Below are 601 nucleotides of genomic sequence, written 5' to 3' on the forward strand. Positions count from 1 at the left end.
TACGTTATATTCAGGAAGGTCTGCGTCATAGATGCGGTAGCAATCTAATTTCTCTTTACGAGCCCATTTGCCAATTTTGCCAATGTTTTTCTTCAAACGGTTTGAAAAATCAGGAGCGATTTGAGTATTGGTATCTGCACCTTTTACTTCATCGGCACTACGTTCTGCGATGCTGTAGTTTTTTTGGTGACACGGTAACGCACCATTGTTTAATTTGAATTGCTTATCTGCACGCATGCGAAGACAGCTCAGCAACTCATCTGAACTAGAGAAAATAGACGCTTTGCAGCCACCAAATTCTGCTTTCAATTGGCCACCAAACGCGGTGTAAAGCGCAATCAGACCTGGCTCTGTACCCAAACGTTCGCCGTAAGGTGGGTTAGATACAATCACACCATTTTCAAAACCTGCAGGTCGCGTAATAGTTGCCGCATCGCCTTGAGCAAACTCAATCAGTTCCTCAACCCCTGCTCTGCGAGCGTTCTCTTGTGCAACTTTCAGAACTTTCGGGTCGTTATCGAAGCCAAAAAACTTAGCGTCAACTTTCTTGACGCCGCGTCTAGCCTGAACGTTTGCTTCTGATTTGATTTCAGCCCATGTA

Annotated in this window: 1 pseudogene; it reads right to left on the reverse strand. The window is 44.9% G+C overall.

The window, feature by feature from the left end:
- Positions 1-601 (reverse strand): annotated as a pseudogene (rlmL, locus tag R8N49_RS28740) (23S rRNA (guanine(2445)-N(2))/(guanine(2069)-N(7))-methyltransferase); the annotation flags it as partial.

The organism is Vibrio sp. 1978 (genome assembly GCF_033344345.1).